Source organism: Streptomyces sp. WI03-4A (assembly GCF_033792105.1).
Classification (GTDB): Bacteria; Actinomycetota; Actinomycetes; order Streptomycetales; family Streptomycetaceae; genus Streptomyces; species Streptomyces collinus_A.
The window spans coordinates 204713-222311 of the sequence record NZ_JARAUO010000003.1 but is presented as its reverse complement, the minus strand read 5'-3'; the positions used below and the strand labels follow the sequence as shown (position 1 = coordinate 222311).

The 17599-nt window shown below is 69.2% G+C and carries 11 protein-coding genes; 9 read left to right on the top strand and 2 right to left on the bottom strand.

What is annotated here, in order from left to right; all coding sequences use genetic code 11:
• Positions 1 to 106: 106 nt before the first annotated feature.
• Genes PV343_RS05850 through PV343_RS05830 form a run of 5 tightly spaced genes read left to right on the top strand, consistent with a single transcriptional unit; the run spans position 107 to position 9106 of the window.
• Complete coding sequence (locus tag PV343_RS05850; protein ID WP_319145685.1) at positions 107 to 2257, top strand: hypothetical protein; 2151 nt, start codon at positions 107 to 109, stop codon at positions 2255 to 2257.
• A gap of 17 nt (positions 2258 to 2274) precedes the next feature.
• Positions 2275 to 3894: a class I SAM-dependent DNA methyltransferase gene (locus tag PV343_RS05845; RefSeq protein ID WP_319145684.1), complete on the top strand. Its 1620-nt coding sequence runs from the start codon at positions 2275 to 2277 to the stop codon at positions 3892 to 3894.
• Positions 3891 to 5018 (top strand): restriction endonuclease subunit S, encoded by a 1128-nt coding sequence (locus PV343_RS05840; RefSeq protein ID WP_319145683.1) that lies wholly within the window; start codon positions 3891 to 3893, stop codon positions 5016 to 5018. Before PV343_RS05845 ends, PV343_RS05840 begins: the two co-directional genes overlap by 4 nt.
• On the top strand, positions 5015 to 8290 hold the full coding sequence (locus PV343_RS05835; RefSeq protein ID WP_319145682.1) for a type I restriction endonuclease subunit R: 3276 nt from the start codon (positions 5015 to 5017) through the stop codon (positions 8288 to 8290). Before PV343_RS05840 ends, PV343_RS05835 begins: the two co-directional genes overlap by 4 nt.
• A gap of 39 nt (positions 8291 to 8329) precedes the next feature.
• A complete protein-coding gene (locus PV343_RS05830; protein ID WP_319145681.1) occupies positions 8330 to 9106 on the top strand; it encodes a hypothetical protein in 777 nt (258 codons plus the stop codon).
• 87 nt (positions 9107 to 9193) lie between these two features.
• On the opposite strand, the gene PV343_RS05825 is transcribed toward PV343_RS05830, so the two are convergent.
• Together PV343_RS05825 and PV343_RS05820 are read right to left on the bottom strand one after the other, a co-directional pair.
• Positions 9194 to 9409, bottom strand: coding sequence for a DUF397 domain-containing protein (locus PV343_RS05825; protein WP_319145680.1), 216 nt, complete (start codon positions 9407 to 9409; stop codon positions 9194 to 9196).
• Positions 9406 to 10305: a helix-turn-helix domain-containing protein gene (locus PV343_RS05820; RefSeq protein ID WP_415923457.1), complete on the bottom strand. Its 900-nt coding sequence runs from the start codon at positions 10303 to 10305 to the stop codon at positions 9406 to 9408. The genes PV343_RS05825 and PV343_RS05820 overlap by 4 nt, the downstream gene beginning before the upstream one ends.
• Positions 10306 to 10457: 152 nt before the next feature.
• Between PV343_RS05820 and PV343_RS05815 the strand changes: the two genes are divergently transcribed.
• The 4 genes from PV343_RS05815 (at position 10458) to PV343_RS05800 (ending at position 17586) form a co-directional block, all read left to right on the top strand.
• Positions 10458 to 10994 (top strand): ATP-binding protein, encoded by a 537-nt coding sequence (locus PV343_RS05815; RefSeq protein ID WP_319145678.1) that lies wholly within the window; start codon positions 10458 to 10460, stop codon positions 10992 to 10994.
• Between the two features lie 144 nt (positions 10995 to 11138).
• Positions 11139 to 13571, top strand: coding sequence for an AAA family ATPase (locus PV343_RS05810; protein ID WP_319145677.1), 2433 nt, complete (start codon positions 11139 to 11141; stop codon positions 13569 to 13571).
• Entirely contained in the window at positions 13571 to 14098 is a 528-nt protein-coding gene (locus PV343_RS05805; RefSeq protein ID WP_319145676.1) for a hypothetical protein, read from the top strand. The genes PV343_RS05810 and PV343_RS05805 overlap by 1 nt, the downstream gene beginning before the upstream one ends.
• Positions 14099 to 14166: 68 nt before the next feature.
• Positions 14167 to 17586: a HelD family protein gene (locus PV343_RS05800; protein ID WP_415923455.1), complete on the top strand. Its 3420-nt coding sequence runs from the start codon at positions 14167 to 14169 to the stop codon at positions 17584 to 17586.
• The last annotated feature ends 13 nt before the right edge of the window (positions 17587 to 17599 follow it).

The following is a 17599-nucleotide window of genomic DNA, read 5'->3' as shown; positions in this document are numbered from 1 at the left end:
GATCAGCGGTAGATTGCTGACACCTGCCTCACCGAGGGGCGGGCCGCGAGGCGCGGAGGCGGTTAACGCCGGCCTCAGGACGCCAGGGGAGAGGGGGGCACGTCCGTTGACGACGCACACCGCCGTTCCGGCACCCTCACAGACGTCGCCCATCCTGCCCGAAACCCCGGCCTGGCGGATGACGTACGCCGAGATCGCCGCACTCGCCCAGGTCCAGCGCCCGGTGCCCACCACCTGGGCCCGCCGCCACCCCGACTTTCCCGCCCCGGTCACGCAGGAGGACGGGCGTCCCCTGTTCGACGCCCGTGCGGTCGTCGACTGGCTCGCCTCGACCGGCCGCGGCAACACCGACCCCCGCCGGCTCCGCGCCGAGCTGGCCCTGCACACGCTGGCCGCCTGGCGCACCCCGTCCCTGCCAGCGCCCGTCCTGATCGGTGCCCTGACCGCCCTGGTCTGCCTCCATCAGCAGCTCGACGCCCCCGCCGCCGACGGCCGCCCCTGGGACACCACCCTGGAGCGGGCCGCCGAACTCGACCCGGACGACCGCTTCCTCGTCTCCGAGCTGCGAGCCCTCCCCGATCCGGACCGCACCGGCCCGGCACTCGCCCACCTCGCCGACGAGCTGATCGACGCCGCCTACAACCCCGCCGAGGCCTTCGACTGGATCCTCCAGGCCCGCCACCGCCTCGGCTCCCGCGACCTGGCCGCCGACGAGCCCGTCCCGGCCGTGGTCCGCGCCCTCGCCGCCCTCTCCGGCGTCGACACCCTCGACGAGGGCGCGGTCGTCGCCGTCCCGCACGCCCGCACCGGCGACCTCCTGGCCGCCCTCCACGACCGCGCGGCCGAGGACTCGGGCCACATCCACCTCGCCGCCGACCCGGACCCGGCCCGTGTGCGGCTCGTGCGCCGGCGGATGCTGGTACGCGGGGTGTACGAGTTCCGACTGGACGTCGCCGACGGCGAGGAACTGACCGCCGACGAGTGGGGCTACCCGAACCTCCTCGTCTGCGCCCTGCCCTACGAGGCCGCCGAGACCCGCGACCCCAAGGCCGTCCTGGACCAGGTCGCCGCCCTCACCGACTACCTCGACACCGGCTCCACCGCCGTCGTCCTCGGCCCCGCCGACGTCCTCACCGGCCCGCTCGCCCGGCACGGCGACGCCGACCGGCTGCGCCGCTCCTTCCTGAAGCCCGGCCTGCTCAAGGCCGCGATCAGCCTGCCCGACGGCGCCTACGCCTACCGCCCCGGCTACCGCACGGCCATCTGGGTCCTCGCCCGAGTGCGGGAGGAGCAGCGCACCGGCCTCGTCCTCCTCGCCGACTACTCCTCCCAGCCCCTCAGCGAACCCGTCCTCGACACCCTCGCCGAGGACATCGCCATCTGGCGCGCCTCCGGCTGGACGCCCGACCCGCGTCACGAACCACGCCACGCCGCCATCGTCCGCGGCACCGACCTCGACGACGCCCCCGGCGCCGCTCTCACCCCGCAGCACCGCACGCTCGCCTCCCGCCACACCCGCACCGTCGTCGAACGCCCGGCGGTCATCGCCGATCTGCAGGGCCACCTGAGCGACCTCCAGGAGCGCGCCCGCACCCGCGAACTCCGGCTGGACGCCCAGGCGGAGCTGCGCTCAGAGGACCAGCCGGTACGCCGCACCACCGTCGACCGGCTCCTGCGCACCCGCCGCCTGCGCCGCCGCCCCGGCCACCGGTTCGACCCCGAACACCTCACCTCCGACGGTCACTACACGGTCCTCACCCCCGAGGAGATCCTCGGCACGGCCCGCATCGGCGGCCGCCGCATCGATCGCGGTTTACTGCTCACCGCCTACGAGCACGCCCAGTTCACCGAACCGGGCGACCTCGTGGTCACCACCCACCCGCGATTCGGCGTCCACGTCGACACGGAGGGCCTCTCCCTGGTCGCCGCCCCGGCCCGCATCCTGCGCGTCCACCCCGATGCCGACCCGCCGCTGCGGCCCCGGGTGCTGGCCGCGCTGCTGCGCGCGGCGGCAGCCGAGCACGCCCGCGCCGGCGGAGCCGTGCGCGCCTCCCGCAGCATCGAGGACCTCGTCGTCCCCGACCTGAGCCGTGCCGAGGCCGACCGCTACGAGGCCGTCCTCGCCGAGATCGAGTCCCGGGCGGCCCTGCTGCGCGAGCAGACCGCCGCGCTCGACGACCTCGCCCGCGTGATGGCGGCCGGCATGGCCGACGGCACGCTCACCATCCAGCACCTCCCGAACACCGACGCCCACTGAAGGAGACGGTCCACCCGATGCCTCCACGCAAGAAGCCCGCCGACCAGGCGGAGCTGTTCACCGCCTCCACCGCCAAGGAGATCCAGGACATCCTCTGGAAGGCGGCCGACAAGCTCCGCGGCTCCATCGACGCTGCCCAGTACAAGGAGTTCGTCCTCGGCCTGATCTTCCTGAAGTACGTCTCGGACGCCTTCGAGGAGCGCCGCACCGAGCTGGCCAAGGAGCTCGCCGAGGACGGCATCTCCGAGGACCAGATCGCAGACTTCCTGGAGGACCGCGACGAGTACACCGGCGCCCATGTCTTCTGGGTCCCGGAGACCGCCCGCTGGTCCTGGATCGCCGCCAACGCCAAGGCCCAGGGCGTCGGCAAGCTCCTGGACGAGGCGATGGACGCCATCATGCGGGAGAACGCGGCGCTCACCGGCGTCCTCCCCAAGATCTTCAACCAGGACCGCGTCGACCAGAAGCGCCTGGGTGAACTCGTCGACCTCATCAGCGACGCGCGTTTCGGTGGCAGCGAGGGGCGGCCTGCTCAGGACCTGCTGGGTGAGGTTTACGAGTACTTCCTCGGCAACTTCGCGCGGGCGGAGGGCAAGCGGGGCGGCGAGTTCTACACCCCGCGGTCGGTCGTCCAGCTGATCGTGGAGATCCTTGAGCCGTACGAGGGCCGGGTGTACGACCCGGCGTGCGGCTCGGGGGGCATGTTCGTCCAGGCCGCCAAGTTCATCGAGGCGCACCGGGGCAAGGGCCACAAGGCCGACATCGCGGTGTACGGCCAGGAGCTGAACGAGCGCACCTGGCGCCTGGCCAAGATGAACCTCGCCATCCACGGCATCGACGGCAACCTCGCCGCCCGCTGGGGTGACACCTTCGCCGACGACAAGCACCCCGACCTCAAGGCCGACTTCGTGATGGCCAACCCGCCCTTCAACATCAAGGACTGGGCGAGGGACGAGACCGACCCGCGCTGGAAGCATGGGGTCCCGCCGAGGAACAACGCCAACTATGCCTGGCTGCAGCACATGATCTCGAAGCTGGGGGAGAGGGGCACGGCCGGCATCGTCCTGGCCAACGGCTCGATGAGCTCTCAGTCCAGCGGGGAGGGCGAGATCAGGCAGACGCTGGTGGAGGCGGACCTGGTGGCGTGCATGGTGGCGTTGCCGTCGCAGCTCTTCCGCACGACGCAGATTCCGGCGTGCCTGTGGTTCCTGTCCAAGGACAAGTCCCCGCAGGGCGTACGGCGGTTGGATGACCGACGTGGCGAGATTCTGTTCATCGACGCTCGGGGGCTGGGCGAGATGGCCGACCGCACGGAACGCGTCTTCGTGGAGGCCGACGTCAGAAGGATCGCCGACGCCTACCACGCGTGGCGCGGCACGGCGTCGGCGCGTGAGGCGGGGGCGGCGTATGAAGACGTCCCCGGCTTTTGCTGCTCGGCGGACCTGAAGACGGTCCGCGAGCATGGGTACGTGCTGACGCCGGGGCGGTACGTGGGCGCCGTCGAGGCGGAGGAGGAGGACGCGGGGGCTGTTGCCGAGCGAATCAGCAAGCTGACGCAGGAGCTGTATGAGCTCTTCGGCGAGTCGGCGGAGCTGGAGAAGAAGGTGCGGGAGCACATGCGAGGTGTCGGCGCATGATCTGGCCTCGTGCAACGGTTTCCGAACTGTGTAGTGCTGTCACCAGCGGTGGAACGCCAAGGCGCTCGAATCCGGCCTATTACACACCCAAAGGGATTCCCTGGGTCAAGACTCAGGAATTGAATGACGGTCGGCTGGAGGACGCGGCTGAACACATTTCAGCGCAGGCGATCCAGGAATCTTCGGCGAAGCTCCTCCCCGCAGGGACGATCTTGGTAGCCATGTATGGGGCCACGGCCGGAAAGCTGGGTGTGCTGGGTCGTCCAATGGCCTGTAACCAAGCTTGCTGTGCCCTTGTTGTCAAACCTGGAGCGGCTGATCCGAGGTTTCTTTTCTACGCCCTTTTGAATTCGCGGGAAGAGTTGAAGGGGCTCGCGAACGGGGCAGCGCAGCAGAATCTCAGCGTGCGTGTGATCAAAGAATTCAGAATCCCGAATCCCTCTCTTGAGGTGCAGCAGCGCGCCGGAAGCCTCCTAGGGGCACTGGACGACAAGGTTGCTGTCAATGAGCGCATCGTCGGCACCTGCCGGGACCTCGCCGGTGCGTTGTTCCAGCAAGCCACGGTGAGTCCTGGGAGCCGGACGGTCCCGCTGAGCGAGCTCGCTGTCCATAAGCCCGGAAAATACCTGTCGAAGGATGCGTACGCGGCAGGCGGCCCCTATGCGGTGTACGGCTCCAACAGTGTTATGGGCTGGCATTCGGCATGTCTCTACGAAGGCAGATTCGCCGTCCTCGCGAGGATCGGGAGTAATTGCGGAAGCGTTCGGTGGTCGAATTCTCCGGCATGGGTGAACAACAATGCATCAGCGATCATCCCCAAGGATTCGCGCGATGCCCTACTGCTGAGGCATGCGCTGGACACGGTGGACATGGCGCCGCATCGCTCCGGCAGCGCACAGCCTTTCATTCGTGTCGACTCGCTGATGGCCACGGATGTCACCGTCCCGGCCGCATCCGACCACGGGCGCGTCACTGCCCAACTGGAGGCACTCGCCCGGCGAGAGGCCGTGGCCGGGCCTGAGAGCCGCCAGCTGGCTCAGCTTCGCGACACCCTCCTCCCTCAGCTCATGTCCGGCCGCCTCCGCGTCAAGGACGCCGAGAAGATTGTCGAGGACGCCACGTGACGACGCATCACGACGGAAACGACCACGACGACAGAACCGACCGCCGCCCCACCGAAGCCGACTGGGAGGCCCTCGCCCTCGATGAGCTGTCCGAGTTGGAGTGGCTGCCGGGCTCCGGCAACGAGTTCGCGCCCGGGTCCGGGCACCGGAAGTCCTGGGACGACCTCATCCTCTACCCGCACCTCCAGGAGGCGATCGAGCGTCTGAACCCGGAGCTGCCTCCGGACGCCGTCCGGGATGCCATTGCGATCGCCGCCACCCCCGGCTCCCAGGACACCTACGAGGAGAACAGGGCCGCGCACCGCCACCTCACCGCCGGTATACGGTCCGTCACCTATACCGACTCCTTCGGCGCCGAGCACAACCCCACGATCCGCCTCCTCGACCTGGCCGACCCGGACGCGAACACCTACCGCGCCCTCAACCAAGTCACGGTGATCGACGGCGACAAGAACCGCCGCTTCGACGTCGTCCTCTACGTCAACGGCCTGCCCCTCGCCGTCGTGGAGCTGAAGCGCGCCGGCGACGAGGACGCGACGCTCCAGACGGCCCACGCCCAGGTGGCGCGGTACGTCGAGGAGTTCCCGACCGCCTTCCGCCACAACACGATCGTCCTGCTCTCCGACGGCATCACCGCGAAGTACGGCACGCCGTTCACGCCGTACGAGCACTTCGCCCCCTGGAACACGGACGAGTTCGGCGCCCGCGTCGACCCGCTGACCGCGGACGGCTTCGCGGAGTCCGGACAGAACCTGGCGATCCACGGCCTGTTCAACCAGCCCCGCTTCCTCGAACTGGTCCAGTCGTGCGTCAACTTCGTCCCGTCGAAGCGGATGAAGCGGATCGCGAAACCGCACCAGTACCACGCGGTGACCCGCGCCGCCGAGGCCGTCCGTACGGCCGCCGCCAGTGACGGCAAGGCCGGCGTCGTCTGGCACACCCAGGGTTCCGGCAAGTCGGAGGAGATGGTCCTCACCACCACCATGGTGATGCGAGACCCGGCGCTGCTGAACCCCACGGTTGTGGTCGTCACCGACCGTACGGATCTCGACGACCAGCTCTACTCGACGTTCCAGGAGAGTGAGATCCTCCCGGAGATGCCCAAGCAGGTCGTCACCCGCGCCGAACTCCGGGAGGAGCTCGCGGCGAAGAGGACGGGAGGGATCCTCTTCACCACGCTCCAGAAGTTCGGCAAGACGAAGGAGGAGCGGGAGTCGGGCACCGACCACCCGATGCTCTCCGACCGCCGGAACATCGTCGTGATCGTCGACGAGGCGCACCGCAGCCACTACGACGACCTCAACGGCCTCGCCCGCCACCTGCGCGACGCGCTCCCGCACGCCACCCTGCTCGCCTTCACCGGCACGCCGATCTCCGAGGCCGACCGCAACACCCGCGAGGTGTTCGGCGACTACATCGACGTCTACGACCTCAAGCGGGCCGCCGACGACGGCGCGACCGTGAAGGTCTACCACGAGAGCCGCGTGATCCAGCTTGTCCTGGACCGCGACGTCGACCCGACCACCATCGACGAAGAGGCCGACCGCATCACCGACGGCCTCGACGACACCGAGCGCCGCCGCGTCGAGCAGGCCGTGGCGACGATGAACGCGATGTACGGCGCGCCGGCCCGGATAAGGGACCTGGCCGCCGACCTGGTGGAGCACTGGGAGGCCCGCCGGGAGCGCATGCGGCCGTTCGTCGGTGCTTCGGAGTCGGGCGGGGCGCCCGGCAAGGCCATGGTGGTGTGCGCTACCCGCGAGATCTGCGTACGCGTCTACGACGCGCTGCGCGAGCTGCGGCCCGAGTGGCACAGCGACGAGTTCGACAAGGGAACGATGAAGATCGTCTTCTCTTCGAACACCCGCAAGGACAGCGACGCGCTGCTCGCTCATGCCCTGACCGACAGTCGCCGCAAGTCGGTCATCAACCGGGCCAAGGACCCCGACGACGAGCTTGAACTGCTCATCGTCAACAACATGCTGCTGACCGGCTTCGACGCCCCGCCGATCCACACCATGTACCTGGACCGGCCGCTCAAGGGCGCCAACCTGATGCAGGCACTGGCCCGCGTCAACCGTCGCTTCCGCGGCAAGGAGGACGGTCTCCTCGTCGGCTACGCCCCGCTGACGGAGAACCTGCAGAAGGCCATCGCCGAGTACACGGAGGCGGATCAGCGCGACCGCACCCTCGGCCAGGACGTCGAGCGCGCGCTGGACGAGCTGCGCAACGAGTACGACGTCCTCACCGGCATCCTGCGCGGCTTCGCCTGGGAGCCGCTGCTCGACCGTCCCGGCCCCCGCGCGTTCGTCGACGCGGCCCTGAAGACGGCCAACTACCTGCGCGACCCCCGCACCACCGGCAACAACCCCGACCTGCTCAACGACCCGCGCCAGACCCTGGGCCGTCGCTTCCGCGACCACGCCTACCGCCTGGAGCGCTTCTGGGCACTGGCCGGCAGCTCGAAGGAGGTGGGGAACCGGTTCGCGGACAAGCCGGCCTGGAAGCGGCACATCCAGTTCTTCGCCGAGGTCCGCGCCTACATGGCCAAGCTGGACGCCATGGAGCGGGAGGCGCGCGGCCTCCCGGTGGCCCGTGACATCGAGCTGTACCTCGCCCAGCTCACCTCGTCGGTCGTGGAGACGGGCGGTGTGACGGACCTGTTCGCCGAGGCGGGCCTTGAAACCGCCGACCTGACCCACCTGAACGACGCCCTCGTCGCCCAGCTCCAGAACAGCGATACCCCGCACCTGGCGGCCGAGGCGCTGCGGCGGCTCGTCGAGCGGAAGATGCGCGAGGTCACCCGGCACAACATCGTCCGGCAGACCACGTTCTCCGAGCGCCTCCAGGACCTGATGGTGCGGTACATGCGCCAGCAGTACACCAGCGCCGAACTCATCGCGAAGCTGGTGGAGATGGCCAAGGAGGTCGCTGCCGACGCCCGGCGCGGCGAGAAGTTCGAACCGCCGCTGAACTGGCGTGAGCTCGCCTTCTACGACGCCGTCGCCGACCACGGCACGGCCCGCTCGCTCATGGGCGACGAAGTCCTGGCCGGCATCGCTCGCGAACTCGTCACCGAGGTCCGTCGCCAGCTCAAGCCCGACTGGATCGCCCGCGAGTCCGTCCGCGCCCGCCTGCGCAGCACCATCAAACGCCTCCTGGCCCGCAACAAGTACCCGCCGGACCAGCAGAAGGAGGCCATCGACCTGGTCCTCCGCCAGATGGAGCACTTCGCCAACGAGTGGTCCCAGAATGGCATGCCGGACAACTGAGCCAAGATTCGAGATCGCTTGAGCCCGAGGGGGGATGCTGTGAGTGAGCTAACCGAGCTTGTCGCCAGGCTGGAGGGGCAAGTACGTGAGGCGGAGGAGGCGCACCAGATCGCCGACCGCCTCTCGGATACCTGTGAGGAACTGCTCGACGAGATCCGCCAAATTTCATCCACCGTCTCTGAGCTCGGGTTCGAGCTGGACGGATACGTCGCGGACTGCGACTACTCAGCAGTGCAGCGAGCAGCGTACGAAATCCGCGGAGCCACTGACGGCGACAGCCTGCTCCCCATAGTTCGCCAGGTTCTCTTGCTCCAAGCGCTTCGAGACGGCGTAACACTCCCGGATCCGGCAGCGATCGAGTCGTTGCCAGAGTTGTCGGCCGAAGAGGTAGCGCACCCGACCCTCACCCTGGAAGAACTGTGGCGTGACTCCGAAATGGAACTCAAGGAACGAGAGGAGTCCGCACGGCAGATCTGGTGCGACGAAGGTGACGAGGCCGACCTTGAGGATGCCCTTCACGAAGCGCGAACGGAGGCCATCCAAGACCGGGCGACCCGCGCGGGGCGGCACCTCATGGAGCTGTGCGAGTACATCGCCGAGGACCTCTGTCCCAGGCTTGTGACCAGCGCCGAGAACGGGAACAGCAAGGAAACGCTCGAGGAGCTCGCGGCCATCGATGCTGCCGGCAAGGAGGCGGAACCGGCGTACAAAGTCTATGAAGTGGCGCTCTCGGAGCAGTACGAGAGCAGTCCTTCCTCGCTGGGAGCCGTGGGCGAAGACCTCATGTTGTTCGAAAGTTGGCTCGGTACCCAGTAGGCGCCACTTGGGATCAGCACAACGGGTACAACGAGGGCCCTGTCGACCGAGAGTGAGGTCGGCAGGGCCCTCACGACCGTACCCGCGTCAGACGCCCCGCTCCGACGAGGCCAGGCCGACGAACCCTGCCCATGCCTCACACGAGACCGAGAGGATGGGCCCCGCGACGGCCTTGGAGTCACGGACGTACACGACTGCGGTATCCGGCGCGACCTCTACACACTGACCGCCCTCGGTCCCGCTGTAGCTGCTCTTGAACCAGGCGAGCCCGGATGCTGCGGTCGAGGACTCAGCGTTGTTCATAGCGCCCCCAGCAACCCTTCGATGAACTTCGTCGACTCTCGCGGACTGAGAGCCTGTGATCGGATGATCCCATAGCGGGCGGAGGCGAGAGCCGTCTGTTCCGGGTCGGTCTCAAGAGCACTGGTCGCGTGTGTCTCGGCGTACACGAACTTCTTGCCGTCCTTGCGGGTGACGACTGTGAAGGGTCCGTTCACGCCTGCGTTTTCCTCGCATTCGGTCGGCATGACCTGGATCTCGACATTCTGCTTCTGACCGACGAGGAGAATGAGCTCCAGCTGTCCGCGCAGTACGCCCTCGCCGCCGTAGCGATGCCGCAAGACCGCCTCGTCCATCACGAAGCTCAACAGAGGAGCGGACCGTCGATCGAAGATGTCCTGCCGAGCCAGCCGAGCGGTCACCCGCTGCTCGACCGTTTCTGGGTCCAGCGGCGGACGCCGCATGGCGAGCAGCGCCCTCATGTACTCCTCAGTCTGGAGCAGCCCGTTGACGACGTGAGTGTCGTACATGAGGAGCTCAAGGCACTCCTTCTCCAACGCCGCCATCCCCTGGAAGAACACCGGATACTGAGCCCGCTCCACCTGGTCCTTCCACAGGCACAGCAACCCGCCCGCCCCCAGAACCTCGTCCGCGCGCTCGATCGCCCGGGGTGACGGAATCCTCCGCCCCTGCTCGAACGCCGCCACCGTGGAGGCCGAGTAACCGAGCCGCCGCCCGAACTCCTCGCGTTCCAGGCCCTCCCGCAGCCGCAGCGTCTTCAGGGTCTGCCCGAACGCGACCACGACTCCGCGCCCGGCCTCGTCCTCCGGGCGCCGTCCGGCCCCGTCGTCGTTGTCCCAGCCGTCTCCGAGACTCACGACCGCCCCGGTCTCCGCCTCCGCGTCCTCGCGCTCAGCCATGTCCGTCATCACCGCCTCCTCGACCCAACGCCCCCGCAGGGAAAGCCGTTACGGCGCACAGCGCCTACGAGCCCCGACACCGCGCGTACAGCCGCGCTCTGTCGCTGCGTCACCGCTGGTTACGCTACGCGACCAACGGCACTGTGATCGGCATGACGGCAAAACCCACCAATCGCACCGCCACCGCCCAACCCACCATCCCACACGCCCTCTTAAGCCCCGGCGCCACCAGCACCTCGCCCCCGGAGCACACCTTCGAGATGCGCTTCACCTCCACACCCCGCGGAGCCCGCCTCGCCCGCCGCCTCGCAGCCGTACGTCTGGACGGGTGGGGGATCCCGTACGGCACCGACGCGCACGACGCGGTCGTACTGATCGTCGCTGAGCTCACCGCGAACGCCGTGCGGCACGGACACGTCCCCGGCCGGGACTTCCACCTGCGCCTCCACGCCCCGCCCCACGACCGCGTCTTGCGTGTCGAGGTCACCGACACCCGCGGCGAACGCCTTCCCCGTCGCCCCGGCGTTCCGCAGGGCGCAGCCGACACCGAGGAAGAGGCCGGCCGGGGACTGCTTCTCGTATCGCAGCTCGCCGCCCGCTGGGACTGGCACCCGCGCCCGGACGGTCCGGGCAAGACCGTCTGGGCGGAGTACGTGTTCGCGGCGTCACAGCGTCAACCGCGCTGCTAACACGGGTTATCGACTGCTCCATACGCGTGCAGCCCAGCCCGCTCCTACGGTTCCATCCGTCGACAGGCACCGGCGGCCCCACCGCACCCGGCCTGTCGGTGCTCACCCCTTCCGCACCAGTACGGAAACCACGGGAGACACCACATGGACGCGATGGAACCGGACCCCACCCACGCCCTGCCGCTGCCCGACCTCGTCGAGGCCCGGCTGGCCGCCGACACGAAGCTCAGCGTCGCCGCGAAGGCCCTCGTCCGCGAGGCGCTCGGCGGCTCCGAGGGCGCCGAGAGCCCTGCCGGCACCGCGGCCGGCCCCGTCTACCTGGGGAAGGTCACGGTCACCGGCTTCCGCGGTGTCGGATCCCAGTCGCGGCTGAACCTGCGGCCGAAGCCGGGGGTCACCCTCGTCGTCGGGCGCAACGGGTCCGGCAAGTCGAGCTTCGCCGAGGCGATCGAGACCCTGTTCACCGGGACCAATGCCCACTGCGCCGGAGGACACCCGAGCCACGCCGTCCGCTGGCGCAACCTGCACCACGGTGAGACGACCGCCGTCGAGGCCAAGCTGGCCGTAGAGGGCGATCCGTCGCCGAGCACCCTCACCCGTACCTGGACCGGCGACGCCTTCACCGACTCCCGGGCCGTGCTGAAGCGGCCGGGACAGGGCGTCGTACCGCTGGAGCAGTCCGGCTGGGAGCAGGCGATGCGCGCCCACCGTCCGTTCCTGTCGTACGCCGACCTCGGCAACATGATCAACGGCAAGCCGTCCGAGATGTACGACAACGTCGCCGCGATCCTCGGACTCGACCACCTCAACGCCGCCGCCCGACGGCTGGCGGCCGTCAAGAAGGAACTCGAGGACGTCCAGAGGGCCGAGAAGGAGAAGAAGCCGCTCCTACACGCGGCCCTGGAGAACGCCGGGCACGACGACCGGGCGCTCAGGGCCCTGATGGCGATGGACGAGAAGGGCGGCCCCGACTACGCCGTACTCGACGCCCTGATCAGCGGCGTCCCCAAGGCCGATGAAGGCCGGCTGCGCGAGGCGCGGCTGGAGGCCGACGCCCAGGGCCCCGACCTCGACCGGGTGGGTGCCGCCGTCGATGCGCTGCGGCGTGCAATGGCCGACGCCGAGGATCTGAAGGGGACGGCGGCCGCCGACGCCCACAGCCGGGCCGGGCTGCTCCAGGCGGCTCTGCGGCACAGCGATCGTCACGCCGACGAGATGGCCTGCCCGGTCTGCGGCACGGAGCAGGTCCTGGACCGGGAGTGGACCAGGCGCGCCGAGGCGGAGGTCGCCGCTCTCCTGCAGGAGGCCGAGGCCGTGCGGAAGGCAGAGGCCGGAGTGCGGGACGGGATGCGCGCACTGCATGATCTGGTGCATGTGCCGCGGGAGTTCCCGGCCGCGCTCACCGGCCCGTGGCAGGAGTGGGGCGAGTGCCGGCGGATCACGGAACCCGCCGAGCTCGCCGAGCGGGCGCTGCGGGCGGCGGTGACGCTGGCGGACGCGTGCGACGTCGTGGCCCGGGCGGCGCGTGCGGAACTGGCGGCGCTGGACGAACGCTGGCGTGAGGTGGTCGGCCTGCTGGCCGAGTGGACGACGCTCCACCGCGAGGTCGTTGCCGCCAAGCCGCGCAAGACGGCGGCCAACGCCGCCCACACCTGGATCAAGAACCTCACGACCGAGATCCGAGACCTGAGACTGAACGCCTTCGCCGGGCACACGCAGCGGATCTGGGAGAAGCTGCGCCAGCAGAGCAGCGTCGACCTCAAGCACGTCGGCCTGCACGGCACCGAGAGGGCCAATGTTCGCAAGCTGATCATGGACGTGACCGTCGACGACACCGAGGCTCCCGCCCTGGGCGTCATGAGCCAGGGCGAGCTGCACTCGCTGGCCCTCTCCCTGTTCCTGCCCCGCGCCGCCACGGCAGACAGTCCCTTCGGCTTCGTCGTCATCGACGACCCGGTGCAGTCCATGGACCCGGCGAAGGTCGACGGACTGGCTCAGGTGCTCGACGAACTCGGCCGCGACCGGCAGGTCGTCGTCTTCACCCACGACACCCGGCTCCCGCACGCCTTCCGCAGCCAGGGCCTGCCGGTGACCGTGCTGAAGGTGGAGCGCGGCGAGAAGTCACAGGTCAGGGTCACGTCGGAGACCGACCCGGTCAAGGAGGCCATCGACGACGCCATGGCCCTCGCGAAGACCGAGAACTGCCCCGACCGGGCCCTGCGCAACGTCCTGCCGGCACTGTGCCGTGAGGCCCTGACGAAGGCGATCGTCGAGGCGGCATGGCTGCGCCGTGGTCGCACGGGACTGTCCGCCGACGCCCTCCAGGCCGCCCTCGACAGCACCGACCGGCTCATCCCGCTCGCGTCCTTCGCCCTCTTCGACGACGGCCGCGTCCACCCCGACGACGAGGTCAGGACCCGTCTGCGCGCGCTGTACGGGAGTGAGAGCACGGTCCTGATCCACCAGTGCCAGCAGGGCGCCCACCCCGGCGGATTCCTCCCGGGGGAACCGGTCGCCTTCGTCAGGAGGGTAGAGGACCTCGCCAACCGGATCCGCAAGCCGGAGGTGAACCTCTGATGCCCGCCACCCCCGCCGGTACCGACAGCGTCACCGCACTCCTCGCGACCGCCGACGGCCTCCTCTCCGCGAACCTGGGCGGCCCGCTGACCCCGGCAGGCCGGGACCGCGGCGCGGCCTACGCACTCCGGATCGCGCTCGAAGCCGCCGTCGACACGGCCCTCACGGCCCGGGAAGCCGGTCTCGACGAGGTCAGCACGCGGGCGAAGCTGCTCTGTCTGCGCCACTACACCGCCCCCGACCTCGCTCGCCGGGTCAACGCCCTGTGGAGCCGGCTCAGCGCGGCCTGCAAGTACCACCACGACGAAATGGGACCGACTCCCGCCCAGGTGCGCGCCTGGCGGGCGGCCGTCGGGGAGGTCGTCGGAGAGCTCACCACCGCACGCGGGACGACGAGCCTGGAATTCCCTCAGCAGAAGGCCGGGGGACACACGCCGACGAAGGTGAACGCCGACGCAATACGACGGGGAACGCCGGATGGTGCCGACAAGAACAGGAAGGTGCAGACGGCAACTGACCACACGTGATAATTCTGTGAAGGGGAGCGGACGCCATGCGTCCGCTGCGGCCTGAGAGCCGTGAGGGAGGGGAGCACGTGGAAGTACGCGCGCACGAGGAAGTCATCGCCACCGAGCAGAAGAGGGTGGATTTCGCCTACGACTGCTACGAGGCCCGGCTGGCGCAGATGAGCGGCAAATCTGTCGCCAAGGCGTCGGCCAGTGGAAAGGACAGCGTCGCCAACCTAATCAAGGCGCAGGAGCTGGCCGCCGCCTATGGCGGTCTGGGCGACGAGAGCCTGGTCATCGGCCGCGTCGACGTCAGTGATCCAGACGAAGGGATGGAGACCTGGTACGTCGGGCGCCGAGGTGTCTCTGACGACGAGCACAATCGGGTGGTCGTGGAGTGGACCAACCGGCTGGCCCGGAAGTGGTTCGACGCGTCGCCGGATTCGCCGGGAGACGTGGTGCTGCGCCGGCGGCTGATCTGCTCGCAGCGGGTCGTCGACGATTACGCCGACGACATCGTGCCCACGTCCCCGGCCGCGGTCCCCACCCACCCGGATAGCGCCGTGACCGCGCCGGACACCGGTGCGGAGACGCTGGAAGACGCCGGCACGGTCGCGCACCGGCCGGCCGGTCGGGACCAGAGGGCCGAGCAGGGGACTCCCGGCCGTCCCGGTCTCACCCCCGGCGATATCGCCCGCATCCAGCGGCGCAAGCCCCAGCAGCCGGACGACCTCCTGCTGCGTGACCTGCAGCGCTCGCGCAGCGGCCGCATGCGGGACATCGTCGAGACGATCCGGCGCGACCAGATGGCACTCGTCACCGAGGCGCCCTCCGAGATCCTGGTCGTGCAGGGCGGTCCGGGAACGGGTAAGTCCGCGGTCGGTCTGCACCGCGTGACGTGGCTGGTGAACAACGACCACTTCAAGGCGCGGGACATCCTGGTCATCGGCCCGCACCAGCGGTTCCTCGAATACGTCGGCCAGGTTCTGCCCACCCTCGGCACCCGGGACGTCAATGCCGTGCAGCTGTCCCGCCTGTGGGACGGCGACATCCGGGGCACCGACAGTGCGCGTACGCGACTGGTGAAGTCCGACGAGCGCATGGCCGCTGTGCTGCGGCGACGCGTCGAGAACGAGTACCGACCGGCAGCTCTCGACGACCTCACCACGCCACCCTCCTTCGAGGGGGACGAGCCCGCGTTCGTCGTCACCGCCGCCGGCACGCCCCTTCGTGTGGTCCGCTCGGAGATCCTCACCGCCCTCGAGGAGGTCCGGCAGGGTGGAGGGTCCTACCGCGAACGGCGTGACCGTTTCCGCGGACTCGTCATCGACCTGCTGCTGCGCGAACTCGTCGCCGTCGCGCCACGGCGCAGTCGCGACCAGACGATCCGTCGCGAACTGGAGCGCAACCGGCGCGTGGAGCGCCTCATCGAGCGTGTCTGGCCGTCGCCCGGCCCGGCGGAGGCCCTGCGCACCCTCTACGACTCGCCGCAACTGCTGCGAGCCTGTGCCGAGGGCATCCTGGAGGATATCGAGCAGTACGTCCTACAACGCCCGCGCGCGACCAGGGCGGACGAGGAGCCGTGGACGCTCGACGACCGCGTCTGCCTCGAAGAGCTCCGATACCTCATCACGGGTGAGACCCCACGTCATTACGGACACGTCATCATCGACGAGGCCCAGGACCTGACCCCCATGCAGGCCCGTTCCCTGCGGCGCCGCCTCGCGGCCGGCGGTTCCATGACGGTGCTCGGCGACCTCGCCCAGGCCACCGGCCCCCACGCCTTCACCGACTGGGACCGCCTGGGCACGCTTCTCTCCGACCACGGAGACTGCCGGCTTGCCGAACTGAACACGAGCTACCGCGTCCCCGCCGAGATCATGCGCTTCGCCGCGCCGCTGGCCCGCGCCGTCGCACCCGCGCTGCCGTACCCGCAGGCCGTCCGTTCGGCCGGTGACGACGCCGTCCGACTGGTCGAAACCGAACCGGGATCACTCGTTGCCGAGACGATCGCCCGTATCCGCCACTTGACCGGCACCACCGACGGGCAGAACCTCCTGCGTTCCGTGGCTGTCATCGTCCCTGACGAGTACGAGGCCGCCGGTGAGATCGAACGCCGACTGGACGAAGTCGACGGCATCACAGCTGACGAGCGCCAGGCCATCACCGTGCTTCCGGCTTCGCAGGCCAAAGGCCTGGAGTTCGACCACGTCCTCGTCGTAGAACCCTCCGCAGTCGCGGGCCACGACCCAGCCGGTCTTCGGCTTCTCTACATCGCCCTGACCCGAAGCACCCAGAGCCTCACGATCATGCACTCCACTCCACTTCCGGCGGTGCTGGCCGGCGCCGACGACCACCTTGAGCCGTCCGCAACCCCGCCCCCGCAGGGCGCAGAGACGACCGGCACCCTTGAGATCGGTGCAGAGCTCCGGGTACGGGTGGTCTCGATCAGCGGAGGCCGGTACAAGGCCGAGGCGCTTCACGGTGCCTCCGAGGTCCCGTTGTACGTGGCCGTGCGCAAGGACGCCGTAGCGCCGGCCATCGGGACCGAGCTGGACGTGTGGGTGATGCGCCGGACACCGAACGCCACCTTCGTCACGGCCGACGACTTCGGCCGTCTGCCGATCTCCCCGACCATGCTCGGGCGCTACGTGGACGCTCTAGCCGTCATGGAGGAGCTGACCCGCGTTGCGCCCCCGGAGAACGCCCGCGCCAGGGTCTCGGAGCTCAAGGGCATGGCAACCCGCTGCATGAAACTCGACCAGCACGACTGGCTGGATGTGTGGCGCGTTCTCGGCAGTCCCGACAAAGCAAGTCTCAGTCGGTTGCAGAACCTCGCCGTGAGCACCAACCTCGCCCTCAAGGCAGGGACCTTCGACCCGAACCTGTTCCAGTCCGAACTCGCCCGCAGCGGCTGGGCCTGCGCCCTGACGAGCGCGCGGAAGACCCTGACCGAGCGTGTGGCCGTCCCGGAAGACGCAGCCCGTCTGCCGGAAGTCACCGAAGCCGAGCCTCAGCCCGGCATCACCCAGACCCTTGAGCCCGCCGTGAAGGAGCCTGCTTCCATGTCCACCGCCGCCCAGACAACCCAGCCGGCCGGAGGCATGCTCCAGCACCTGGAAGAAGCTGTCACCGCCGACCGGAAGTGCAAGACCCACGAAGCGGTGCGTCTCGAATTGATGGCGGCTCTTCTGCGAGCCGACCTGCAGCCCGAGAGCTCCGCGCTCGTGGACGTCAGTTGCCGGACCGGCCAAGGGCTTTCGCTCTACGAGGTTCTCGGCGCCGATCGTTCATCCCACGCCGATCTCCGTGCAGGGGCGGCCCGTCTTCTCGAGATCGAGCACACCCTGCCCGCCAAGGCGGACCGCCTCTACATTTGTCTCTCCGAACCGCCGACGGAGGCGTGGTCGGCCCAGGCCATCCGTGACGTATTCACGGTCGAAGTCATCTGGCGCACCTCTGTCGGTTGGGACGGCGATGAAGCGAAGGCGGCATTGGCCGGCGAATAGGGGTGCCGAGCGG

Coding starts and splice junctions, on each gene's coding strand:
- PV343_RS05845 (WP_319145684.1), top strand. CDS start 2,275: ATGCCTCCACGCAAGAAGCCCGCCGACCAGGCGGAGCTGTTCACCGCC.
- PV343_RS05840 (WP_319145683.1), top strand. CDS start 3,891: ATGATCTGGCCTCGTGCAACGGTTTCCGAACTGTGTAGTGCTGTCACC.
- PV343_RS05825 (WP_319145680.1), bottom strand. CDS start 9,409: ATGAACAACGCTGAGTCCTCGACCGCAGCATCCGGGCTCGCCTGGTTC.
- PV343_RS05820 (WP_415923457.1), bottom strand. CDS start 10,305: ATGGCTGAGCGCGAGGACGCGGAGGCGGAGACCGGGGCGGTCGTGAGT.
- PV343_RS05815 (WP_319145678.1), top strand. CDS start 10,458: ATGACGGCAAAACCCACCAATCGCACCGCCACCGCCCAACCCACCATC.
- PV343_RS05810 (WP_319145677.1), top strand. CDS start 11,139: ATGGACGCGATGGAACCGGACCCCACCCACGCCCTGCCGCTGCCCGAC.
- PV343_RS05805 (WP_319145676.1), top strand. CDS start 13,571: ATGCCCGCCACCCCCGCCGGTACCGACAGCGTCACCGCACTCCTCGCG.